This window comes from Halomarina litorea (genome assembly GCF_024227715.1).
Lineage (GTDB): Archaea > Halobacteriota > Halobacteria > Halobacteriales > Haloarculaceae > Halomarina > Halomarina litorea.
On the sequence record NZ_CP100448.1, the window covers coordinates 798,152 to 820,006 of the forward strand.

Here is a 21,855-nt window from a genome sequence, read left to right on the forward strand (position 1 = left end):
CGACGACCCACGTCGAACCGCCCTCTCTGTTCTCCGAGCCGTTCCAGTCACGCGACGCCGGCCGTCGCTACCGCCGGGTGCCGACTGCGTCGGGGGTCCCCCTCAGAGGTACTCGCCGGCCAACAGGTCCACTCGTTCCTTGGTCTCCTCGGGGATGGCCTCGCTCGGCGTGTTGATGGTGCCCTCCAGCGCGTGGCCGCAGTCACAGTCGCGTTCGTCGGGCAGGTGCTCGATGGCGTGTTCGACCACCTGCTTGATGGCCGTCTCGTTGGCGGCGGCGTTCTCCAGTACCTCCTCGAGGGTGACCTCGGCGTCCTGCTTCCAGACGTCGTAGTCCGTCACGCCCGTCACGGTGGCGTAGCACATCTCGGCCTCGCGGGCGAGTTTCGCCTCCGGAATGGCCGTCATGCCGACGACGTCCCAGCCCTGCCCGCGGAAGAACTCGCTCTCGGCGCGCGTGGAGTACTGCGGCCCCTCGACGCAGACGTAGGTGCCGCCGTCCTCGGCGTCCCTCCCTACCGCGTCCGCCGACTCCACGAGGTGCGTGGCCATGTGCGGACAGTAGGGGTCCGCAAAGCCCATGTGGGCGACCATCCCCTCGCCGAAGAAGGAGTGCGTGCGGTGGCTCGTCCGGTCGAAAATCTGGTCGGGGACGAGCAGCGACTGCGGGGGCAGGTCCTCGCGCAGGGAGCCCACGGCGTTGCTGGCGAGGATGCGTTCGACGCCCACCTGCTTCAGCGCGTGGACGTTCGCGCGGTAGGGCGCGGTGGTCGGCGAGAACTGGTGGTCCCGGCCGTGACGCGGGAGGAAGGCGACGTCGGTGCCCGCCATCTCCCCGATAGTGATGGGCGCGCTGGGGTCGCCGAAGGGCGTCGTCACGTCCTCCTCGCGGACGTTCTCAAGGTCGAGCGCCTCGTAGATGCCGCTGCCGCCGATGAAGCCGACTGTCATGCCCGACTCTCGCGTGTGCGGCGGGTAAAACGCTCCGGAACCGCGGCGGCCCGGCGGGGCCCGCGCTACGCGTCGCCGCGGTTCTCGACGAGTCGCCAGCGGTCGCCGACGGACTCGATGACCCCCCGGCGCTCCATCTCGTCGACGACCTCGCCCATCCGTCCGGGCTGGGCGATCTCCATCTCGATGCGTTCGACCTCGTGGTACTCCCCGAGGAGGCCCCGGAGTTCGTCGGTCGTGTAGGGGCCCTCGGCGTCCTTGGCCATGACGCCGCTGACGAGGTCGACCATGTCCTCGATGAAGTTCCACGGGTAGACGACCCACGCCCACTCGTCGAGGCGTTCGCCGACGTAGTCCGGTTCGAACTCGCTGGTCCCGAGAAGCTGGAGGGTACCCGTGCGCACGTCGTTGGGGTTTCGCTCCTCGACGTACTCGTGGGCGCGCTTGATGGACCCGCCCGTGTCCGCGATGTCGTCGATGATGAGGACGTCCTTGCCCTCGACGCTCCCCTCGGGCATGGGGTAGCGCACCTGCGGTTCGCCCGCCTTCTGGGCGGTGCCGACGTAGTGTTCCATCTTCAGGCTCGTCAGGTCGTCCAGCCCGAGGAAGTCGCAGATACAGCGGCCCGCGAACCAGCCTCCGCGGGCGAGCGCCACCACAACATCGGGTTCGAACTCGGCGTCCTTGACCTGGTCGCTCACCTCGCGACAGAGGTCGTAGATGTACTCCCAGTTGGTGATGGTGCACTTGAAGTCGTCCGGGAGGTCGCTCATGTCGGCTATCACTCGCCGTGGGCCGCACATAAGGGTTTACAGGCGGCACGCGGGCGGCGCTTCGTCGCTCCGGCGTCCGGTCGCTCAGTACGTCCTGACCGACGCAGACCCCACCGCCACTCGAACGAGCGTGTTCTCGCCCGCCCACGCCTCGTCTTCGACCCCGTACTTCCGGTTGATGCGCCGGTTCGCCTCGCGGGTGGCGTCCTCGTCGTCCACCACCGTCGCCGTCCCGAGGACCGTCACGGTCCACTCGGGGATGCCCTCACCCGCCGCCTGCACCGCTAGCGAGACGCGCGGGTTCGCGCGGAGGTTGGCGAGTTTGCGCCCCGTCGTGACGAGTTCCACGACGCCGTCCTCGTAGCGATACCACACGGGCGCGACGTGCGGCTTGCCCTCGGAACACGTCGCGAGGAAGGCCGTCTCGCGGCTCTCGGTGAGGAGCGACTCGGCTTCGTCGGGGATGTCCGCCATGCCCGGAGGAGGGGCGCGACCGGGAAAACCGCTCGCGCCGCTCGCGTCCTCGCCCCTCGACCCGTCGCGGGCGCGAGGGTTTTCCCCCCGCGAGCCTCACGTACCCCCATGCAGCCCTCCAGACGGCGATTCCTGCGGACCGCGGGACTCGCGGGCGCGACGCTCCTCGCAGGGTGCGGGTCCGACGGCGGGGACGGACCCGCCGCGAACGGAACCACGGAGACGGCGACCGGTTCTCCCACGCGAACGCCGGACGCGGCCCTCGACGCCGCGGCCCGGCAGTTCGTCGAACGCCTCGCGGCGGGGGAGTACGAGGCCGCCCGTGAGCAGTTCGCGCCGGGGTTGGCCTCGCAGGTGAGCGCGGACCGGCTAGACCAACTGTGGGCCGGACTGGTCGACGAGCGCGGCCCGTTCGTCGAGATAGCGAGTGCGGAGACGACGACGGTACAGGGGTTCGACGCCGTCCTCGTCACCGCGCAGTTCAGTCGCGCCCGGCAGGTCATCCGGGTCGTCTTCGACGGCGAGGGGCGCGTGGCGGGTCTCCAGTTCCTGCAGACCGACCAGGGGACGTACGCGCCGCCGGAGTACGCGGACCGGTCGGCGTTCACCGAGGTGTCCCGGACCATCGAGGCGACCGAGGCGTGTTCGCTCCCGGCGACGCTCTCGCTCCCGACCGGCGAGGGGGAGGTTCCGGCCGTCGTGGTCGTCCACGGGTCGGGGCCGGTCGACCGCGACGGCACCGTCGGCGCGACCAAGCCCTACCGGGACCTCGCGTGGGGGCTGGCCACCCGCGGCGTGGCCGTCCTGCGCTACGAGAAGCGCACCGCGGCCTGCGAGGTGGACCTGGGGAACCTGACAGTCGACGACGAGGTGACCGACGACGCGGTGGCCGCCGTCGACCTCCTTCGGGGCGAAGAGCGCGTCGACTCGGGGCGAATCGCCGTCGTCGGGCACAGCCTCGGCGGGATGCTCGCCCCGCGCATCGTCGCGCAGTCCCGCGCCGCGGGGATGGTGGCGCTCGCGGCCCCCGCGCGTCCGCTCGTGGACCTGCTGGTCGAACAGGTGCGCTACCTCGCGGAACTGGACGGATCGGTGAGCGACGCCGAACGCGAACGAATCGAGGCGGTCGAGGCGGCCGCCGAACGCGTCCGGACGCTCGACGTCGGCGACGGGGAACTCGTCCTCGGCGCGCCGCGGTCGTACTGGGAGAGTCTCCGGACCTACGACCCCGTGGCGACCGCCGCGGACCTCGACGTGCCCCGCGCGTTCCTGCAGGGCGGGCGGGACTACCAGGTGACCGTCGAGGGCGACTTCGAGCGCTGGCGGGAGGCGCTGGGCGGGCAGGCGAACGTCGCGTTCACGCGCTACCCCGAGTTGAACCACCTCTTCGTGGCCGGCGAGGGACCGCCGCGTCCGGCAGAGTACTACGACCCCGGCAACGTCGACGAACGGGTCGTCGTCGACGTCGCGGAGCGCGTCTCGGCGCTGTAGCCCCCGCAGGTGCGGACGGTCGCGTCGGCGTCCCCGTCTGGTACGACGGCGTCCGTCGCGGGGAGGCGGGCGAGTACCGACTCGACGAGGTCCTCGTCCATCCCCACCCCCCGGAAGCTCATGGCGGGGTTCACGTCGACGGCGTAGGCCACCCCGTCGGCGTGGACCACGTCCACGCCGAGGGCCTGCGCGCCGACGGCCCGGAGGAGCGCCCGCGTCTTCGCGGCGAGGGCCGGGTCGGGGTCGACCGTGCCGAGGAGGGCCTTCTCGCCGTAGAGCTTCGAGCGCGCACGGACGGCCCGGACGCGAACCTCCCCGCCGACGTCCACGGCGTAGTACTTGTCGTCGATGGGGTCGGCGGGGACGTACTTCTGGTACACCTCGCCGTCTCCCCCCAAGTGCGGGTTACCGTCGCCGTACCAGTCCACGAGCGACTTGACGACGTACTCGCAGTCCGGTTTCGTGGTGCTCGCGGGCGGGACCCGGAACCCGACGGCTTCGAGCGCCCGGAGTCCGACGAACCGCGCTCCGAGGAGGACGGCGTAGTAGCCGTTCCAGGTCCGCACGCCGGTTCGCTCTGCGTACTGGAGTGCCTCGACTGCGGCCCGGCTCACCTTCTTGTTCGCGAGCAGGTCGAGGCGGTCGATGTCCCGCTCCGGCACCGGTCGGCCCGGGTGGAAGAAGGTCACCTCGTGGCCGTGGTCGCGCAGGCCGTCGGCCACGGCGCGAAACACGTCGTGGTCGGCGTTGCAGACGATGCCGATTCGCCGCCCCCCGGTCGCAGGTCGTCGCATGAGTGTCCCAATCGGTACCCCTACGTCGCGGACGGGGATGACTATTCGCGACTCCCGACGGCTGGCGTACCGACCCCCCGTAACTGTCTGCCACGGTATCGATATATAGATAAACGATTTCAGCGCCGTATCGGCCGCGTGTAGTCGAGACGGGCGATTTGGGCGCGTCGTCCCCGCCGATATGGAGCGGGTCGGACGCCGCACGTGTCGTCGCGTATATATCAACGCTGAAGAGGCAATAGATTCGCTTTTGTTCACGTAGGATGTGCGAAGGGGTAGGACAGCCAATGACCAGTTCGAACACCGAGGCGCGGCGACCCGAACTCGACGCTGCGCTCATCGAACACCGCGAGCGACTCCCCGAGGACCCGGCCCCGGGGAACTACGTCGTCGTCGACGTGATGCACTTCTCTTCCACCGTCGTCGAACTGTTCGCGGGCGGCGCGGAGTACGTCCACATCACCGAGAAGCGCGGCGACGAGTTCGGGTTCCGCGATGACACCCCCGAGGCGGTCATCGGCGGGGGGAAGACCGACGACTACGAACCGGCCGAGGGGTACGACTTCTTCAACTCCCCGAGCTACGTCCAGTCGGTCGACGTCGCCGGCAAGCCGGTGAGCATGACCTCGACGAACGGCGGGCAGGCCGTGACGGACCTCCGTCTCTCGGACACCGAGGACGTCGCCGTGTACGTCGGCGGGACGACGAACGCGCGGGCCGTCGCCAACCACCTCGCGGGCGAGGACCGGCCGACGTACCTCGTCAGCGCCGGGGCTGGCGACGGCACCGTCGCCACCGAGGACCACATCGGCGCGACGCTCGTCGGTCGCTACCTCCGGGGCGACTCGGTCGCCGACGTGGAACGTGACCTCTATCGCGAACTGCTGGAGGTGGCGAAGGGGGCGAACTACACCGACAAGCACGAGACGCGCCGCCGCGACGTCCGGGAGTTCAGCAAGGCAATCGACAGTCGCAGCGTCGTCCCTCGACTCGAGGGCGACACGCTCTACGACGTGAGCGAGGCGACGGTCGGCGTCGCCGCCGACTGAGCGGCCGGAACGCGACTGGCTGAAGTACCCCGCGGACCTACCACCTCCACCCACCCGATGGCGACACACGACCTGCACACGCACACGACGTACTCCGACGGGTCAGACATGCGCGCGATGGTCGCGGCCGCGGAGCGTGCCGGCCACGACAGTATCGGCCTCACAGACCACTGCATCCTCTGGGACGACCCGTTCGGCCGTCGCGCCCGCTTCGACTTCCTCGACACCTTCGGTGAGCGGCGGGCGGACATCGCGGCCCTGCGCCGCGAGACCGACATCGCGGTCCACGACGCCGTCGAGATGACCTACGCGCCCGAGATGGAGGACGACATCGCCGACTTTCTCGACGAGGCGGCGTTCGACTACGCCATCGGGAGCGTCCACGTCCTCCCCGACTACGACGTCACGAAACCGGGCCCGTTCGTCGACCTCCCACCCGACGAGAAACGGCGCGTGGTCGAGGAGTACTTCGACTGGCAGGTGGCCCTCGTGGAGTCCGAACTGTTCGACGTCATGGGCCACCTCGACCTGCCCGAACGCGCCCCGGCCCTGCAGGGGGTCGCCACCCGCGCGGACTACGAACGCGTGGCGGCGGCGCTGGCGGACTCCCGTACCCTCCCCGAACTCAACGCGGGGCGGTCGCTCCGCCTCGACGTGTTCCACCCCAACCCGACGTACCTCGACGCCTTCCGCGAGGCGGGGGTCAAGTTCGTCCTCGGGACCGACTCGCATCGCCCCCACGAAGTCGGGAGGCGCTACGACGCCATCCGGGCGCTCTGCCGGCAGTACGACCTCGAGGTGACGGACCTCCCCGCACTGGCGGAGTGAATCGGGGAGTCAGGGCGTGTAGGTCAGCAGGTCCGTGAGCAGTGCGTCGAGACCGGGGTCGCCGATTCCCGGCGGGCGCTCCACGTCCGTCGTCCCCACGTCGGCGAACTCGTAGACGACCACCGCCTCGAACTCGGGCGACCGCTGGACCGCGCGCCGGAGGACCCCGCGCTCGCGTTCGACGACGAGGTCCGTGTGGCCCTCGGTGACCGCCGAGAAGACGGGCGCGTCGACCCGGAGGACGAGCGTGCTCGCGTTCGCCTCGACGACGGTGACGTTCGTCCCGCCCAGCCGGCCCGCGTCGACGGGCACGACGTCGCCCGGGAACGGCGCCTCCGGACGAATCCCCCCGTCCGCCATCGGTCGCCACGACCCGTCGGCGGGCCGGTGCCACGCTTCGCGCTCGTCGACATACACCAGCGAGACGTTCTTGTCCGGGTCCATGTGGCTAATCACCAGTGCTTGCTGGTCGGTGTTGTCGACCATGCCCCTGACGAGGAGGCGCCGTTCGCCGTCGACCCGCATCGACCACTCGTAGGTGTAGTCGACGTGGTCGTACTGCGCGATGGCCTGTGCGGCGAGTTCGTCGGGCGGTGCGTCGGTGTCCACGGTCGGAGTCTCGTCCGGCGTGACAGGGAGGTCGGCGAGGAGGAACGTCCCGAGGGCGGCGGCGGTGAGGACCAACACCAGGACGGGGGCGAATCGTCGGTTCACGTGCGAAAAGTCAAAAAGATATACTTTATTTCTTGCGGTAATGTATGTGGGGTGTGAGTGTATCGGGTGGGCGAGTCGACTAGCCGATGGGGGGACCACTCGGCTACAGGTGTAGACACGAGGGACATGCGCACGGGTCGTCCCCATCGAAGTATGCGAACTGATACCAGCGAACAGGAGTCGGTCGGGTCGGAGCGGCGGCGGGCGTGGGTGTACTGCGAGACGTGCGAGTGGTCGCGGACGGTCCGGTCGGCGTCGGGTGCCTCGGCGTTCGCGCTGGCCGAGGAGGACGCGCGGGTCCACGCCGCCGTCACGGAGTACGAGGACGACCCCCACCGCGTCCACGCCGTCAGCGGCGCGTCCGGCGAAGTCGTCGTCCACGAGTGACCGTCACGCGAAGACGTACTGCTCGCGACAGCGCTCGACGGGTTCGTCGAACGGGACGGCCGTCAGCGACGCCACGTCCGCGCGGAGTCGCTCCGCGTACTCCAGTCGAATCTTCCGGGCCTCCGACTCGCGGAGGCGGCCAGGGCCCTGCAACTGGCCCGATATCGGCCGGTAGTCGGCGACGTCGAAGCCGAACCGGTCGAGGTACCCCCGTACGCGCCCGGCGTCGAGGCCCCACCGGATAGCCTCCCCGCTCACGTCGCGCAGGTCGCCGAAGTCGGGGACGCGGAGGCAGTCGGCGGCGACGCCCTCGCGGCCCGGGTCGGCCAGTTCGATGCGCTTCGAGTCCGTCTGCTCGACGAGACGGCCCACGTCCGTCGCCAGCCTGACCACCTGACTCGGGAGCGTCGAGTCCGGCGCGCGCCACTCCACCGTGGGCTGGCACTCCCGGAGTCGCACCGGGTTCAGGACGGCGTCCTCCGCCACGAAGTGCTCGCGGACCGTCTCGGACGGGACGCCCCGGTCGGCCGCGAGCGACTCGAAGCGCTCGAAGGCGTCCTCGACGCGGCGCTCCCACTCCGCGACGCTCTCCGGGTACGACCAGAGGCCGCAGTACTCCTCGAAGTCGGCCCCACACTCGGTCCGGTAGGCGTGTGCGCGCGAGGAGTCCATCTCGCGTCGGCCGCAGTAGTACGGCGAGGAGCTCAGCAGGGCGAGCGCCGGGTCGAGCGCTGTCAACAGGGTGAGCTGTCGCCGGACGTTCCCCCGCTCGAAGTGGACGTGCGTCCCCGCGCAGTTCTTCGCGCTCTCGATGCCGTCGCCGTATATCTCCTCGAACAGCCTGCCGCGCTCGCCGGTCGCGGGCGGGTCCGCACGCGTGAGGGGCGTCCCGAGAGGGACGAGGCGCTTGCCGACCCGGTCGGCCCGCCGGAGGGCCGCCCGTAGGGTCTCTTGCAGGTCTCGGCGGAGCGCGTACTCGGTCTCGCAGGGCTCCGTCCGCACCTCCAGGAGCGGCCCGACGAACTCGGGGTCGATGCGCTCGTGTGCGTCGACGAGGTCCCGACCGTCGCACAGTCGGCCACGGTCGTCGACGACCCAGAACTCCACTTCGATTCCTGTTCTCATGGTTCACGCCCGGCGGGGGGTGTCCTGTCGTCCCACGGGCGTCTCGGGTTTCGCCGGAGCCGACACTAAGTTCGCGGCTTGCGCACCCCTGATTCGAGCCGCAGTCGTGCGGTTTTCCGGGCGCTTGGTGGGCGGTCGGTCGCTCACACGGGTTCACAGGGTGGCACCACGCCTATACCGGGGCCGCCCGTCGCCGGAGACACCCATGGTCGACGACTCCGAGACGCGTGTCGCCCTCGTGGACGCGTTCACCGACGAACCGCTGGCAGGCAACGTCGCCGGACTCGTCCCCGACGCGGGGGGACTCGACGCCGGACAGATGCAGGCGGTCGCCCGCGAACTCAACGCCAGCGAGACGGCGTTCCTCACCGACAGCGAGGAGGCGGACCGTCGCATCCGCTACTTCACCCCCACCACGGAGGTGGACCTCTGCGGGCACGCCACGATAGCCGCCCACGCCTACCTCCACCAGCGAGGTGACATCGAGGCGGGCACCCACTCGCTCGCGACGAACGTCGGTGTCCTCGACGTCGACGTGGCCGACGACGGGACGGTGTGGATGACGCAGGCCCCGCCCGAACTCCACGAGGCCGACGTGACCCACGAGGACGTCGCCGCCGCACTGGGCATCGACCTCGACGCACTGGAGGACGTCGGCGAGGACCTCCCCCTCGCGTGGTCCTCGACGGGCTTCCCCTTCCTCGTCGTCCCGGTCGGTTTCCTCGAACCGCTGGGAGCGGCCGACCCGGACATGGCCGCCGTCGAGTCGCTGTGCGAGGAGGTGGACGCGATGGGCGTCTACGCGTTCACCTTCGACGCCATCGACCCCGAGGCGACCCTCCACGGGCGGATGTTCGCCCCCGGCGCGGGCGTCCCCGAGGACCCCGTGACGGGCACCGCCAGCGGTGCCGTGGGCGCGTACCTCCGCGAATACGACGCCTTCGGAGACGACGGGGTCCCCGCGGAGATGACCTTCGAGCAGGGGCACTTCGTGGACCGGCCCGGGCGGGTGCGCGTGCGAGCAGGAGACGAAATCGAAGTCGGCGGGCGCGCCGTCGTCTCCCTCGACGGTCGACTCGCGATTCCCGCGAGCGACGACGACGAGATACTGGAGCCATGAGCCTGCAAGTCCCTCGCGCCTGACCGTCCGAGCGTCCGCTGCACGGCCTCGTGAGTGGTTCTATGGCGTGGTCGCCTGTGGTGCAGGCGATGAACGGTTAGGAAAGTTCTTTAGCGAGGTCCGTATTCAGTTCCGGTACGAATGGCTGTACTCTGGCTGGACGACGTCGGGTCCGATGACCTCGGCGCCGTCGGTGGGAAGGGCGCGTCGCTCGGTGAGCTGACGGGCGCGGGCCTGCCCGTGCCCCCAGGCTTCGTCGTATCGGCGGGAACGTACCGCTCGTTCATCGAGGAGACCGGAATCGACGAGGACCTCTTTACGGCCGTCGACGTCGACTCGGACGACTCCAGCGCGCTGGCGGCGGCGTCCAGCCGCGCCGAGGAACTCATCCTCGGGACGGAGATGCCCCAGGAGATCCGCGAGGAGATCCTCGAGACGTACGCCGACCTCGGCGACGGCGAGGCGTTCGTCGCGGTCCGCTCCTCGGCGACCGCCGAGGACCTGCCCGACGCCAGCTTCGCCGGCCAGCAGGAGACGTTCCTCAACATCACCCGCGACGACCTCGTCGACCGCGTCAAGGAGTGCTGGGCGTCGCTGTTCACCCAGCGAGCCATCTACTACCGTGAACAGCAGGGATTCGACCACGAGAAGGTCGACATCGCCGTCGTCGTCCAGCAGATGGTCGACGCCGAGAAGTCTGGCGTGATGTTCACCAGCCACCCCTCGACGGGCGACCCCGAGATCATCATCGAGGCCGCGTGGGGTCTCGGTGAGGCCGTCGTCTCCGGCGCCGTCTCGCCGGACAACTACGTCGTCGACCGCGACACGGCCGAGATCGAGGAGGTGACCATCGCGGACAAGAAGGTCATGATGGAGAAGGACCCGGAGACGGGCCACACCGTCGAGATCGACGTCCCCGACGACAAGCGGACCGAACAGGTCCTCGACGAGGACGAGATATCGCGTCTCGTCGACCTCGGCTGTGAGGTCGAGGAACACTACGGCGTCCCGCAGGACGTGGAGTGGGCCATCTACGACGGGGAGGTGTACATGCTCCAGTCGCGGCCCATCACGACCATCAGCGAGGAGTCGAAGTCCGCACAGACCGCCAACGCCACCGACGGCAGCGGCGTCGCGCAGGCGGAGGACGACGAGGTGCTCCTGAAGGGACTCGGCGCGAGCCCCGGCATCGCGAGCGGCGAGGTCCGCATCGTCGACAACCTGGACCAGCTCGACAAGGTCGGCGAGGGCGACATCATCGTCACCTCGATGACGACGCCGGACATGGTGCCCGCGATGAAGCGCGCCGCCGGTATCATCACCGACGAGGGGGGGATGACCTCCCACGCGGCCATCGTCTCGCGCGAACTCGGCGTGCCCGCCGTCGTCGGCACCAGCCGCGCGACGCAGGAACTCGAGGACGGCCAGACCGTCACGCTCGACGGCGACAAGGGCACCATCCGCCGCGGGAAGGTCGCCGCGACGGAGGAGGAGGCCGACCCGCTCGATGACGTGCGCCCGCAGAACCCCGTCAAGCCCATGACGGCGACGGAGGTCAAGGTGAACGTCTCCATCCCGGAGGCCGCCCACCGCGCCGCCGTCACCGGGGCCGACGGGGTCGGTCTGCTCCGCGTCGAGCACATGATCCTCTCGACGAGCAAGACGCCCGAGCGCTACATCCGCGACCACGGCGAGGACGCCTACGTCGAGGAGATCGTCCAGGGCATCCGCGGGGTCGCAGACGAGTTCTACCCCCGACCGGTGCGCGTTCGCACCCTCGACGCGCCGACCGACGAGTTCCGCCAGCTACAGGGCGGTGAGGACGAACCCGTCGAGCACAACCCGATGCTCGGCCACCGGGGCATCCGGCGGTCGCTCGACACGCCCGAGGTGTTCAAACACGAACTGGAGGCGTTCCGCCGCCTGTTCGACATGGGCTACGACAACGTCGAGATCATGTTCCCGCTCGTCAACGACGCGGAGGACGTCCTCCGGGCGCGGAATCTGATGGAGGAGGTCGGCATCGACTCCGAGAAGCGCTCGTGGGGGGTCATGGTCGAGACGCCCGCCAGCGCACTCGGCGTCGCGGAGATGGCGAGCGAGGGCATCGACTTCGCCTCCTTCGGGACGAACGACCTCACGCAGTACACCCTCGCGGTCGACCGCAACAACGAACACGTCGCCGACCGCTTCGACGAACTCCACCCCGCCGTGTTGAAACTCATCGGCGACACCATCGAGACGTGCCGCGAACACGGCGTCGACACGAGCATCTGCGGGCAGGCCGGGTCGAAGCCCAAGATGATTCGCTACCTCGTCAACAAGGGCATCTCCTCGATTTCGGCGAACATCGACGCGGTGCGCGACGTGCAACACGAGGTCAAGCGCGTCGAGCAGAAACTCATCCTCGACTCGGTCCGGTAGGCCGCCGGCCGACGAAACACCGCACTTTTCTTTCACCCCGTCACACCCGGAGTCATGCGTGCGCTCTCCGTCGTCGCCGTCGCCCTGCTGCTCGTCGTCGCCGGGTGTGGGTCGCCCGGCGGGTCCGGCACCCCGACCGGAACGGCCGACTCGCCGACGGCGTCCCCCGCGTCGACCACCGGGAACGACTCCGGTGCCGCCTCGCTCCCCGGCGTCACCGACGGCCAGTTGACCGACCCCGCCGCCCTCGCGGACGCCCACGAGGCGGCGCTCCTGAACGACAGTTTCGAGACGCGACTGGTGGTGAACGCCACCGAACGTGTCCCCACGTCGAGCAACGGGAGTGCCGTCGTGAACACCTCTACCCTCCAGCAGGTGGTCGCCGAGGAGGGCGGGCGACCCTACCAGTACCGCCTCCAGAACCGGAAGCTGGGGTCGCAGTTCGACGTGTGGGCCAACGACTCCGTCGAGGTGACCCGCGCGATGCAGGGTGGGACGGTGTTCCAGTACAAGTTCGGCCAGCCACAGTCGACGGCCTCCGTGACCGGCGCGAACGTGGTCCGGTCGTACCTCTCGCTCGGGAACTACACCGTGACGAACACGACGACGCGCGACGGCGCCACGCTCGTCACCCTCTCGGCCGACGAACTGGCCGCCGACGAGCGCGACGGCCTGTTCGTCAGGCGCTCGGAGAACGTCTCGAACTACTCCTCGACCGTCGTGGTCGACGGCGAGGGACGGGTCCGCTCGCTCGACGTGCGCGCGGAGTACACCGTCGACGGGAAGGCCGGGGCCGTCGACGTCTCCTACCGACTCGTCCGGGTCGGTGGCGTCGAGACCCAGCGACCCGACTGGGTGGCGACTGCCTACGACCAGCGCGCCCGACAGGGCAACGCGAGCGGGTAGGAGAACGCAACGGCTAAACGGACCTCCCCGGTAGGAGGGGCCATGCAGCGGGCCGAACCGCAGGACTTCGCTCGCGTTCTCTCGTCGATGTGTACCGAACCGCACCCGGCGGCCCGCGCCGCGGCCGAGCGGTTCCTCGCGACGAATCCGGGCGACCCCGGCACCTACGAGTCGGTCGCCGCCCTCGAACGCGAGGCCGTCTCCCTGCTCGGGGAGGTGGTCCGCCTCGACGACCCCGCGGGGTACGTCACCTCCGGCGGCACGGAGGCGAACGTCCAGGCGGTCCGCATCGCCCGCAACCGCGCCCGGGGACGGACCGACGACCCGAACGTCGTCGTCCCCGAGAGCGCCCACTTCTCGTTCACCAAGGCGGCGGACGTCCTCGATGTCGAACTCCGGCGCGCGCCCCTCACCGACTACCGGGCGGACACCGACGCGGCGGCCGAACTGGTCGACTCAGATACGGTGTGCGTCGTCGGCGTCGCCGGGTCCACGGAGTACGGTCGCGTCGACCCCGTCGCGACTCTCGCGGACCTCGCCCACGACGCCGGTGCCCTCTTCCACGTCGACGCGGCGTGGGGCGGGTTCGCGCTCCCCTTCACCGACCACGCGTGGGACTTCGCGGACGCCCCGGTGGACACGATGACCATCGACCCGCACAAACTCGGGCAGGCGGCGGTGCCCGCAGGGGGGTTGCTCGCGCGCTCGCCCGACCTGCTGGAGGAACTCGCCATCGACACGCCCTACCTCGAGTCGACCTCGCAGGTGACGCTCACGGGCACGCGGTCGGGGGCGGGCGTCGCCAGCAGCGTCGCCGCGATGGAGGCGCTGTGGCCCGACGGCTACCGCGCGGAGTTCGACCGGGCGATGGCCCTCGCCGAGTGGTTCGCCGACGAACTCGACGCGCGGGGGTACGCGGTGGTCGACCCCGTCCTCCCGCTGGTGGCCGCGGACCTGCCCGCCGACCTCGTGGCGGCGGTCCGGGACCTCGGGTGGCGCGTCTCGAAGACGGGGGCCGGCGAGGCGCGCTTCGTCGTCATGCCCCACGTCACGCGGGGGACGCTCCGGTCGTTCCTCGCGGACCTCGACGCGGCCGCGTGAGGCGGGGATACACGTGTAGACCGCCCGGAAGCTGCTGGCTACACACGTTTTGCACAAGGTTTACTCGGGACGCGGGACACCTCTGAACGTAACTCGTGTCCGCACTCGTCGCCCTCGCAGAGGTCGCCCAGTTCCTCCAGGCCGGCCTCCTCGACGCGCTCCAGTTGGCCGTCGAGACGGCGACGGGGCCCGCCGGACTCGCGCTCATCGCGGCGTACTCCTTCCTCATCGCCATCGTCCTCCCCTTGCCGAGCGAGATCGTCCTCGCCGCGCCGCTGGACCTCGGCCTCTCCTACGAACTGAAGATGGGGCTCATCATCCTCGTGAGCGCCGTCGGGAAGGCCGCGGGGAGCGTCGTCGCGCTCAAACTCGGCAACGAGGCCAAGGAGTCCGGACCGGTCCTGGACCTGTTGCGCCGGTCGCGCTTCGACATCGTCGCCGCCTCGGAGCGAAAGACCGTCGCCATCGCCCAGCAGTACGGCTACATCGGACTCGCGCTCGCGCTCTGCGTGCCGGGCTTCCCCGACACGCTCTCCATCTACGCCTTCTCGGTGCTGGAGGAGGACTACGCGAAGTTCGCTGTCGCCACGTTCTTCGGGAGCGCCGGCCGACTCGTCCTCTGGCTGACGGCGTGGAAGGGCCTCGTCGCCCTCCTCCCGATGGTCTGACCTCGGCCGGACCGGCGCTGGACTTTTGCCGGGCGACGACGAACGCCGTGTATGTCCCGCGCGGCGTGGCTCCGTCGTTCGATGCGCGTCGAGCCACCGCTGCGCCGGTGAATCGTCGTCGTGGGTGGCCCTCATACGGCCGGTCGGCGGCGTGAACCCGACGCACTCCTCTCGAACCGTCAGCCGACCGCACACACCACTCACGAATGCACACGCGAGAACACCCACACCGAACACCGAAATCGGCGGGCTTTAGGCCCGCAGGGGAGGCACCCACAGTATGAGCCACGACGACTTCCCGACCGACGAGACGGCGGTGGTGACCTGCGGGTTGCCGTACGCGAACGGCGACCTGCACATCGGCCACCTCCGGGGGAACATCGGTGCGGACGTCTACGCCCGCGCGCTCCGGCGCCTCGGCCAGCGGACCGCGTACGTCTGCGGGTCGGACATGCACGGCACGCCCATCGCGGTCAACGCCGACAAGGAGGGCGTCGACCCCGAGGAGTTCGCGCTCCGCTACCACGAACAGTACAAGGAGACCTTCGACGGCTTCGACGTGGACTTCCAGAACTACGGCCACACCCGCGAGCCCTCGAACGTCGAACTCACGCAGGACATCGTCCGCACCCTCGAGGACGGCGGCCACATCGTCGAGAAGGAGATTCAGGTCGCGTGGGACCCCATCGAGGACCAGCCGCTGCCCGACCGTTACGTCGAGGGGACCTGCCCCTACTGCGGCGAGAAGGCCCGCGGCGACGAGTGCGACGAGGGCTGTGGTCGCCACCTCGAACCCGGCGAGGTCGAAGACCCCACCAGCGTCATCACGGGCAACCCCGCCGAGTACCGCGAGCGGGCACACAAGTTCTTCCGCCTCTCGGACTTCCAGGAGTACCTGCAGGAGTTCATCGACCGCCTCGAAGGGACCGACAACGCGCGCAACCAGCCCCGCGAGTGGATCGAAGGGGAACTGAAAGACTGGTGTATCACTCGCGACCTCGACTGGGGCATCGACTACCCCGACGAGGAGGTCGACCTCGTCCTCTACGTCTGGGTGGACGCGCCCATCGAGTACATCGCCTCGACGAAGGACTACTCGGAGCGCGTCGGGCGCGAGGAGTACGACTGGGAGTCCGTCTGGAAGGACGAGGGCGGCGAGATCGTCCACGTCATCGGGCCGGACATCATCCAGCACCACACCGTCTTCTGGCCCGCGATGCTGAAGGGCGCGGGCTACAACGAACCGCGCGCCGTCATGGCCAGCGGGTTCGTCACCCTTCGCGGCAAGGGCTTCTCCACCTCGCGGAACCGCGCGGTGTGGGCCGAGGAGTACTTGGACGAGGGATTCGACCCGGACCTCCTGCGGTTCTACCTCGCGACGAACAGCGGGTTCCAGCAGGACCTCGACTTCTCGTGGGGGCGCTTCCAGGAGCGAGTCAACAGCGAACTCGTCGGGACGCTCGGCAACTTCGTCTACCGTTCGCTCCTCTTTGCCCACCGCGAGTACGAGGGAACCCCGGAGGTCGACGTGAGCGACGACGTGGCCCACCGGATCGAGTCGGCCATCGACGACTTCGCGGCGGGCATCAACGACTACTCGGTGCGGAAGGCGGGCAACGCGGCCATCGAACTCGCCCGTTTCGGCAACGAGTACATCCAGCGCAACGAACCGTGGAAGCTCACCGACGAGTCGCCCGAGGAGGCCGCGCAGGTCATCCGCGACTGCGTGCAGGTGGCGAAGGCCATCGCCGTCCTCTTCCAGCCCATCGCGCCGGGGACCGCACAGCGCCTCTGGGAGCAACTCGGCGAGTCCGGCGACGTCGCCGAGACGACCCTCGATGCGGCCCTCGAATCGCCGCCCGCCTCGTTCGACGCGCCCGCCGAACTGTTCGAGAAGATCGAGGACGATCACGTCGCGGAACTGAACGAGCGCCTCGAAGTGCGGAGCGCCGAGGCCGAGGACGACGAGAGCGACGGGAGCGACGACGATGCGGACGACGGCGACGAGACCGAGGCGGGTGCCGACGACCACGAGGACCTCGAACCCCTCGTCGACGAGCGCATCAGCTTCGACGAGTTTCAGGGCCTCGACCTGCGCGTCGGCGAAATCGTCTCCGCCGACCCCATCGAGGGGGCGGACAAACTCCTCCGACTCGAGGTGGACATCGGCCACGAGGTCCGACAGATCGTCGCGGGCCTCGCCCAACTCCACGACGCGGACTCCCTGCCCGGCACCCGGGTGGTCGTCGTCGCGAACCTGGAGCGGGCGGAACTGTTCGGCGTCGAGTCCAACGGGATGGTGCTAGCGGCGGGCGACGACGCCGACCTGCTGACGACCCACGGCGACGCACCCGTGGGGACGAAAGTTCGGTAGGGCGTCGGTCTCCGTCCACGACAACCCTTTTGCTCGCAGCGATAGTACGAGAGGCAATGAGCGACGACGACCAGTGGCGCTTCGGCGTGGACGACCTTGGCGAGGCGGGCGAGGGCGACGGGACCGACGACGGAGAGACGGGCGAGGGCGTCCTCGGGTCGACCGACTCGCGTCTGCCCGACCCGGAACCCGGCTCCCCCTCCCTCGAGAACACCGCGTTCGTCCTGCTCGGATCGCTGACGGTGGTCGCCATCATCGCGCTGCTCCTCTTCTGACCCGACGACAGACACGAGTGGTTTACGGCTGGCCGGCGTAGCCCCGTCGATGCGAGTCGACATCCTGTCCGACGGCGAACGCGCGCGGGTCGCGTGGTGGCTGTTCGGCCTCGCCCTGTTTCTGGTCCTCTCGTTCGTCGTCGGGGCGTTCCTCGGGACGTTCGTCCTCGGTCTGTTCCTCTACTACGCGACGCGCCCCGTCTACGACCGCCTCGACGACCGGGTGCGGCCGCCGAGTCTCGCGGCGGCCGTCGCGTTGCTGGCGCTGGCGGTGCCCATCGTCGTCCTCGTCGCCTACACGTCGCTCGTCGCCTTCCGTGAGCTGAGTCTCTTCGTGGGCACCCAGCAGACCGGCATCGCCGCCGCCATCGAACCGTACCTCGTCTCGGAGGGGGCAGTCAGCGACCCCGCGGACATCCTCTCATCGCTGGTCGAGGACCCGGGTCAGTTGACATCTATCGGGGGGTCGGCGGCGCTCGGGACGGCGCTCACCTCTCTCGCGGGTGCGCTGTCGGTCGTCCTCGGCGGCGCGCTCCAGTTGTTCATCGCGCTCGCGTTCGCGTTCTACCTGCTCCGCGACGACCGACGGCTGGCGGCGTGGACCCGGGCACGGCTCACCGACGGGAGCGCGGAGAGTCCCATTCGACAGTACGCCCGTGCGGTGGACCGCGACCTGAAGACCATCTACTTCGGCAACATCCTCAACGCGTTCGCCATCGCCGTCATCGCCGCCGTCTCGTACAACCTCATCAACGTCTTCGCGCCGCCCGAACTCCTCGTCCCCTCGCCGACCCTGCTCGGCGCGCTGACGGGCGTGGGCAGTCTCATCCCCGTCGTCGGCATGAAGATCGTCTACGTGCCGGTCACGGTCGTCCTCACGGTGCAGGCGTTCCTCACCGACCCCGCCCTCCTGTGGGTGCCGCTCGTCTTCGCCGCCATCTCGCTGGTCATCGTCGACACCATCCCCGACTTCCTGCTCCGGCCGTACGTCTCCGGGCGCAACCTCCACACCGGGTCGGTCATGTTCGCGTACATCCTCGGACCCATCCTCTTCGGCTGGTACGGCCTCTTCCTCGGACCGCTCTTGCTGGTGCTCGTCTTCCACTTCGTTCGCCTCGCCCTCCCCGGCCTCGTCCGGGGCCACGACCTCACGACGAGGACGAGCGAGTCGGTCCGCGACACGACCCGACAGTCGAACTTCGACCGGTTCGCCGTTGGAGAGAGCCGTGACCGGTCGTCCTCGCGCGGGTCCGGCGAACCGAACGCGGGCGGGCCGGCCACGGGGCCTCGGGGAACGGACGCCGAGGACTAACCCGCGGCGGGCGAAGGGTTAACCGGGAAACCCGCGTACAGGGGCTATGGTCGCCCTCCAACTCGGCGAGGTGCTCAACCTGTCCGTCCCGGTGCTCCTCTTACTGGCCGGTACGGGCCTCATCGTGGCGGAGGCGCTGGCTCCCGGGGCGCACTTCATCGTCGTCGGTATCGCGTTGCTCGTGGCGGGGCTGGTCGGCCTCGTGGTGGGGTCGACGCCGCTCGGGTTCCTCCTCATGACGCTGGCCGTCCTGCTGGCCGGCGCGGGGGCGTTCTACGCCTACCGCGAGTTCGACCTCTACGGCGGGAAGGGGTTGAGCCAGACGAGCGACTCCCAGTCGCTCAAGGGCAAGACCGGGCGCGTCACCGAGACGGTCACGACGACGGGCGGCGAGGTGAAACTCGACGCCGGCGGGTTCAACCCCTACTACGCCGCGCGGTCGATGGACGGCGAGATTCCCGAGGGGACCGAGGTGATGGTCATCGACCCGGGCGGGGGGAACGTCATCACGGTCGAACCGCTCGAAGCGATCGAGGACCCCATCGACCGCGAACTGGCGCGGGGACGGGCGGCGCGCGACGCCGACCGGATCGCGGACGGTGAGTCGGAACGGGAGACGGAGACGACCTGAGCGCGACCCCGGTGGTGGATGGAGTGTCTGCTCTCCCTGCCAGAACCGGGGGAAAAGCGACGTGACGGGTCGGTCGTGACTCCCGCGCCGTGGCGGCGTCGGTCCGGACCGCGTCGCCGGCCTCCGGAGTCGTCGAACGCGGATGCGACTCGACCGACCGGTCGCGTCGAGGGGGCACCTGTGGTGCACGCCACTCGCGTGCAGGTGGGCGAAGGCCGCGTCGTCGGTAATAATTGCACTATCGACGGTGAAGCGATTTATTCTCGGTCCGCCGTCGACGGGAGGCGACGACCGCCGGTTCACTTGAGCGTCGAGGCGACGAGCGTGGCGAGGCCCCGACGGATGCGCTGTGAGGCGGCGGTGTCGGAGATGTCCAACTGGTTCGCGAGATCCATCAGCGTGGCCTCCCGCGGGATGGAGAAGTAGCCGTTCTCGAGGGCGACGAGGAGCGTGTGGCGTTGCTGGTCGGTGAGTCCGTACGGGGCCTCCTCGCCGGCGTCCGTCAGGTCGCGGACCTTCTGGACGTCGAGCGAGACGTCCGACTCCATACAGCGGTTGTAGAACGTCGAGAGGGACTCGAAGTCGGGAAACCGTATCTCGAAGGTCCACCTGCCCTCCCCACAGGCCGCCGAGAGGACGACGCTCTCGGTGGCCCCGAGTACGTCGACGAACCCGTCGTCCACCCGTGCCATCTCGACGGCGACGAGGGTCTCGTCACCCAGTGCTCCGATGGTCCGCCGGCGCTCGATCAGAGAGCTGTCGTCGAGTCGTTCCTCGACCAGACTCACGTGCTCGCTGTCGACCCAGACCTGCGCCGGGAGGGGCTGTCCGAGGGGCGTGGCGGCCTCGAGGCGCACGTCGACGGTCCCACCGGCGGTCAGCACCTCGCCGAGTTCGAAGTCCGTGGCCGGAACACCGAAGCGAGCGACGACGCTCATCGCCGGAGGAGTGTCTGGTGGTCGGTGACCCGACCCAATACCTGACCGTCGAGGCTCGCCGTCATCGAGTGTGAACCGGGAGTGAACGCACGTTATACCGCAGGCATTGATGATGAAGGTGTTTTTATCGGGGGGTGGGATTACGGCCGTTCCTCTCGTTGCGTCTCCGCCCGCTCTAGCGGGACGTCCCGATCGCCTCGCCCATCGCGACGAAGCGAACCCTTTTGTCAACGCTCACCAAATACACCCTCATGTTCTCCGCGCCGTTGCAAGCCGGCTTCTTCCTCCCCATCGTCGGGTTGGTACTGTTGCTCATCGCCATCGTGGCGGTGTGGCAGTCGGTCGAAATCGTCAACGCGTACGAGAAGCGCGCGCTGACGGTGTTCGGCGAGTACCGGAAGTTGCTCGAACCGGGTATCAACTTCGTCCCGCCGTTCGTCTCGCGGACGTACGCCTTCGACATGCGCACGCAGACCCTCGACGTGCCCCGGCAGGAGGCCATCACGCGGGACAACTCGCCGGTCACCGCCGACGCCGTCGTCTACATCAAGGTGATGGACGCGAAGAAGGCGTTCCTCGAAGTCGACGACTACAAACGCGCCGTCTCCAACCTCGCCCAGACCACCCTCCGGGCCGTCCTGGGCGACATGGAACTCGACGACACGCTCAACAAACGACAGGAGATCAACGCCCGCATCCGCAAGGAACTCGACGAACCCACCGACGAGTGGGGGGTCAGAGTCGAGTCCGTCGAGGTCCGCGAGGTCAACCCCTCGCAGGACGTCCAGCAGGCGATGGAACAGCAGACGTCGGCCGAGCGCCGTCGCCGCGCCATGATTCTGGAGGCGCAGGGTGAACGTCGCAGCGCCGTCGAGAAGGCGGAAGGTGAGAAGCAGTCGAACATCATCCGCGCGCAGGGTGAGAAGCAGAGCCAGATCCTCGAAGCGCAGGGGGACGCCATCTCGACGGTCCTCCGGGCGAAGTCCGCGGAGTCGATGGGCGAACGCGCCATCATCGAGAAGGGTATGGAGACGCTGGCGACCATCGGCCAGAGCGAGTCCACCACCTTCGTCCTCCCGCAGGAACTCACCTCGCTGGTGGGTCGCTACGGCAAGCACCTCTCGGGGAGCGACGTGGAGAGCGAGGGCATCTCGCTCGACAGCCTCGACTTCGACGCGGAGACCCGCGAGATGCTCGGCCTCGACGACATCGAGGAGATACTGGGACAGATCGACCAGGCCGCCGAGATGGACGTCGAGGCGATGGAACAGGAGGCACAGGCCATCAAGGCCGGCGCCGACCCGAACGACATCAAGGACCCCGACGAGGTCATCGAGGAGATGGACGCCGAGATGGGCGGCTCCGCGATGGACACGCCCGACACCGAGCAGGGGGCCAACGAGGCGACGAGCGCCAGCGGGAACGGTGCCGACCGCGACGGCGTGACCGAGGCCGACGACGAGGCGAAGGCCGACGACCGACAGGCAGAGCGCGAACCGGAACCCGAGTCCGAGTAATCC

21 protein-coding genes are annotated in these 21,855 nt (G+C 69.2%); 14 read left to right on the forward strand and 7 right to left on the reverse strand.

The window, feature by feature from the left end:
* Positions 1–102 precede the first annotated feature (102 nt).
* The 3 genes from mtnP to NKG96_RS04410 form a co-directional block, all read right to left on the reverse strand.
* A complete protein-coding gene (gene mtnP / locus NKG96_RS04400) occupies positions 103–951 on the reverse strand; it encodes an S-methyl-5'-thioadenosine phosphorylase (protein ID WP_254537259.1) in 849 nt (282 codons plus the stop codon).
* Between the two features lie 65 nt (positions 952–1,016).
* Positions 1,017–1,724 carry a phosphoribosyltransferase gene (locus NKG96_RS04405; RefSeq protein ID WP_254537260.1) on the reverse strand — a complete coding sequence of 236 codons (708 nt, stop codon included), beginning with the start codon at positions 1,722–1,724 and terminating at the stop codon, positions 1,017–1,019.
* Positions 1,725–1,808: 84 nt separating this feature from the next.
* The gene (locus tag NKG96_RS04410) at positions 1,809–2,198 is read right to left on the reverse strand and encodes a pyridoxamine 5'-phosphate oxidase family protein (RefSeq protein ID WP_254537261.1); all 390 of its coding nucleotides are present in this window, start codon (positions 2,196–2,198) and stop codon (positions 1,809–1,811) included.
* 108 nt (positions 2,199–2,306) lie between these two features.
* Here NKG96_RS04410 and NKG96_RS04415 point away from each other — a divergent pair, with 108 nt between their 5' ends.
* Entirely contained in the window at positions 2,307–3,689 is a 1,383-nt protein-coding gene (locus NKG96_RS04415; protein WP_254537262.1) for an alpha/beta hydrolase, read from the forward strand.
* On the opposite strand, the gene NKG96_RS04420 is transcribed toward NKG96_RS04415, so the two are convergent.
* Entirely contained in the window at positions 3,623–4,483 is an 861-nt protein-coding gene (locus NKG96_RS04420) for an ATP-grasp domain-containing protein (protein ID WP_254537263.1), read from the reverse strand. The genes NKG96_RS04415 and NKG96_RS04420 overlap by 67 nt on opposite strands.
* Before the next feature lie 287 nt (positions 4,484–4,770).
* Between NKG96_RS04420 and NKG96_RS04425 the strand changes: the two genes are divergently transcribed.
* A complete protein-coding gene (locus tag NKG96_RS04425) occupies positions 4,771–5,532 on the forward strand; it encodes a 2-phosphosulfolactate phosphatase (protein WP_254537264.1) in 762 nt (253 codons plus the stop codon).
* A gap of 57 nt (positions 5,533–5,589) precedes the next feature.
* Positions 5,590–6,360 carry a PHP domain-containing protein gene (locus tag NKG96_RS04430; RefSeq protein WP_254537265.1) on the forward strand — a complete coding sequence of 257 codons (771 nt, stop codon included), beginning with the start codon at positions 5,590–5,592 and terminating at the stop codon, positions 6,358–6,360.
* Positions 6,361–6,369: 9 nt separating this feature from the next.
* On the opposite strand, the gene NKG96_RS04435 is transcribed toward NKG96_RS04430, so the two are convergent.
* A complete protein-coding gene (locus tag NKG96_RS04435) occupies positions 6,370–7,074 on the reverse strand; it encodes a hypothetical protein (RefSeq protein ID WP_254537266.1) in 705 nt (234 codons plus the stop codon).
* A 153-nt stretch (positions 7,075–7,227) separates the two neighbouring features.
* On the opposite strand from NKG96_RS04435, the gene NKG96_RS04440 reads away from it, so the two are divergent.
* Entirely contained in the window at positions 7,228–7,461 is a 234-nt protein-coding gene (locus NKG96_RS04440; protein WP_254537267.1) for a hypothetical protein, read from the forward strand.
* Positions 7,462–7,464: 3 nt separating this feature from the next.
* On the opposite strand, the gene NKG96_RS04445 is transcribed toward NKG96_RS04440, so the two are convergent.
* Entirely contained in the window at positions 7,465–8,586 is a 1,122-nt protein-coding gene (locus NKG96_RS04445) for a glutamate-cysteine ligase family protein (RefSeq protein ID WP_254537268.1), read from the reverse strand.
* Between the two features lie 205 nt (positions 8,587–8,791).
* Here NKG96_RS04445 and NKG96_RS04450 point away from each other — a divergent pair, with 205 nt between their 5' ends.
* The 9 genes from NKG96_RS04450 to NKG96_RS04490 all read left to right on the forward strand — a co-directional run bounded on the left by NKG96_RS04450 (position 8,792) and on the right by NKG96_RS04490 (position 19,397).
* Positions 8,792–9,706 (forward strand): PhzF family phenazine biosynthesis protein, encoded by a 915-nt coding sequence (locus tag NKG96_RS04450; protein ID WP_254537269.1) that lies wholly within the window; start codon positions 8,792–8,794, stop codon positions 9,704–9,706.
* Positions 9,707–9,847: 141 nt separating this feature from the next.
* A complete protein-coding gene (gene ppsA / locus NKG96_RS04455; RefSeq protein ID WP_254537270.1) occupies positions 9,848–12,130 on the forward strand; it encodes a phosphoenolpyruvate synthase in 2,283 nt (760 codons plus the stop codon).
* Between the two features lie 54 nt (positions 12,131–12,184).
* Positions 12,185–13,036, forward strand: a complete 852-nt coding sequence (locus NKG96_RS04460) for a DUF7537 family lipoprotein (protein WP_254537271.1) — start codon at positions 12,185–12,187, stop codon at positions 13,034–13,036.
* A 42-nt stretch (positions 13,037–13,078) separates the two neighbouring features.
* On the forward strand, positions 13,079–14,137 hold the full coding sequence (gene mfnA / locus NKG96_RS04465; protein WP_254537272.1) for a tyrosine decarboxylase MfnA: 1,059 nt from the start codon (positions 13,079–13,081) through the stop codon (positions 14,135–14,137).
* Between the two features lie 95 nt (positions 14,138–14,232).
* Entirely contained in the window at positions 14,233–14,805 is a 573-nt protein-coding gene (locus NKG96_RS04470; protein ID WP_368409277.1) for a YqaA family protein, read from the forward strand.
* A 280-nt stretch (positions 14,806–15,085) separates the two neighbouring features.
* The gene (metG, locus tag NKG96_RS04475; RefSeq protein ID WP_254537273.1) at positions 15,086–17,179 is read left to right on the forward strand and encodes a methionine--tRNA ligase; all 2,094 of its coding nucleotides are present in this window, start codon (positions 15,086–15,088) and stop codon (positions 17,177–17,179) included.
* A gap of 56 nt (positions 17,180–17,235) precedes the next feature.
* Positions 17,236–17,454 (forward strand): DUF7312 domain-containing protein, encoded by a 219-nt coding sequence (locus NKG96_RS04480; protein ID WP_254537274.1) that lies wholly within the window; start codon positions 17,236–17,238, stop codon positions 17,452–17,454.
* Positions 17,455–17,503: 49 nt separating this feature from the next.
* Positions 17,504–18,766, forward strand: coding sequence for an AI-2E family transporter (locus NKG96_RS04485; RefSeq protein ID WP_254537275.1), 1,263 nt, complete (start codon positions 17,504–17,506; stop codon positions 18,764–18,766).
* 46 nt (positions 18,767–18,812) lie between these two features.
* Complete coding sequence (locus NKG96_RS04490; protein ID WP_254537276.1) at positions 18,813–19,397, forward strand: NfeD family protein; 585 nt, start codon at positions 18,813–18,815, stop codon at positions 19,395–19,397.
* 299 nt (positions 19,398–19,696) lie between these two features.
* Here NKG96_RS04490 and NKG96_RS04495 read toward each other — a convergent pair whose 3' ends face one another.
* Positions 19,697–20,335, reverse strand: a complete 639-nt coding sequence (locus NKG96_RS04495; protein WP_254537277.1) for a helix-turn-helix domain-containing protein — start codon at positions 20,333–20,335, stop codon at positions 19,697–19,699.
* Positions 20,336–20,586: 251 nt separating this feature from the next.
* Between NKG96_RS04495 and NKG96_RS04500 the strand changes: the two genes are divergently transcribed.
* On the forward strand, positions 20,587–21,852 hold the full coding sequence (locus NKG96_RS04500; protein WP_254537278.1) for an SPFH domain-containing protein: 1,266 nt from the start codon (positions 20,587–20,589) through the stop codon (positions 21,850–21,852).
* The last annotated feature ends 3 nt before the right edge of the window (positions 21,853–21,855 follow it).